The organism is Virgibacillus sp. M23 (assembly GCF_034190895.1).
Taxonomy (GTDB): Bacteria; Bacillota; Bacilli; order Bacillales; family Amphibacillaceae; genus Virgibacillus; species Virgibacillus salarius.
In genome coordinates this window covers 1-432 of sequence record NZ_JAWDHA010000287.1, presented here as the reverse complement: position 1 = coordinate 432, position 432 = coordinate 1, and the positions used below count along the sequence as shown (strand labels likewise).

Here is a 432-nt window from a genome sequence, read left to right as displayed (position 1 = left end):
TACATTTGAACATATGGATATTGATACAGAACAAAACTCGACAAATGGAAAATGGCAGATCAAACCGTTCGATTTGGTTGCTTTAAAAAAGACGATGACAAGGTGGCAGACTGGGTTAATGAATGTCGGCTGGAATACCCTGTATTTTGAAAACCATGACCAGCCGAGGGTTATTTCCCGCTGGGGCAATGACGGGAAGCTGCGTAAGGAATGTGCGAAGGCATTTGCAACGGTTCTGCACGGCATGAAAGGAACGCCGTTTATTTACCAGGGAGAAGAAATCGGTATGGTTAACAGCGATATGCCGCTGGAGATGTATGACGATCTTGAAATCAAAAATGCTTATCGTGAGCTAGTCGTTGAAAACAAAACGATGTCAGAAAAAGAGTTTCTCAAAGCCGTGATGACAAAAGGACGGGACCATGCGAGAAC

1 protein-coding gene is annotated in these 432 nt (G+C 44.0%); it reads left to right on the top strand.

The annotated features are described in order from the left end of the window. On the top strand, positions 1-432 hold a 432-nt coding region (locus tag RVS70_RS22595), incomplete at both ends, for an alpha-amylase family glycosyl hydrolase (RefSeq protein WP_321134976.1).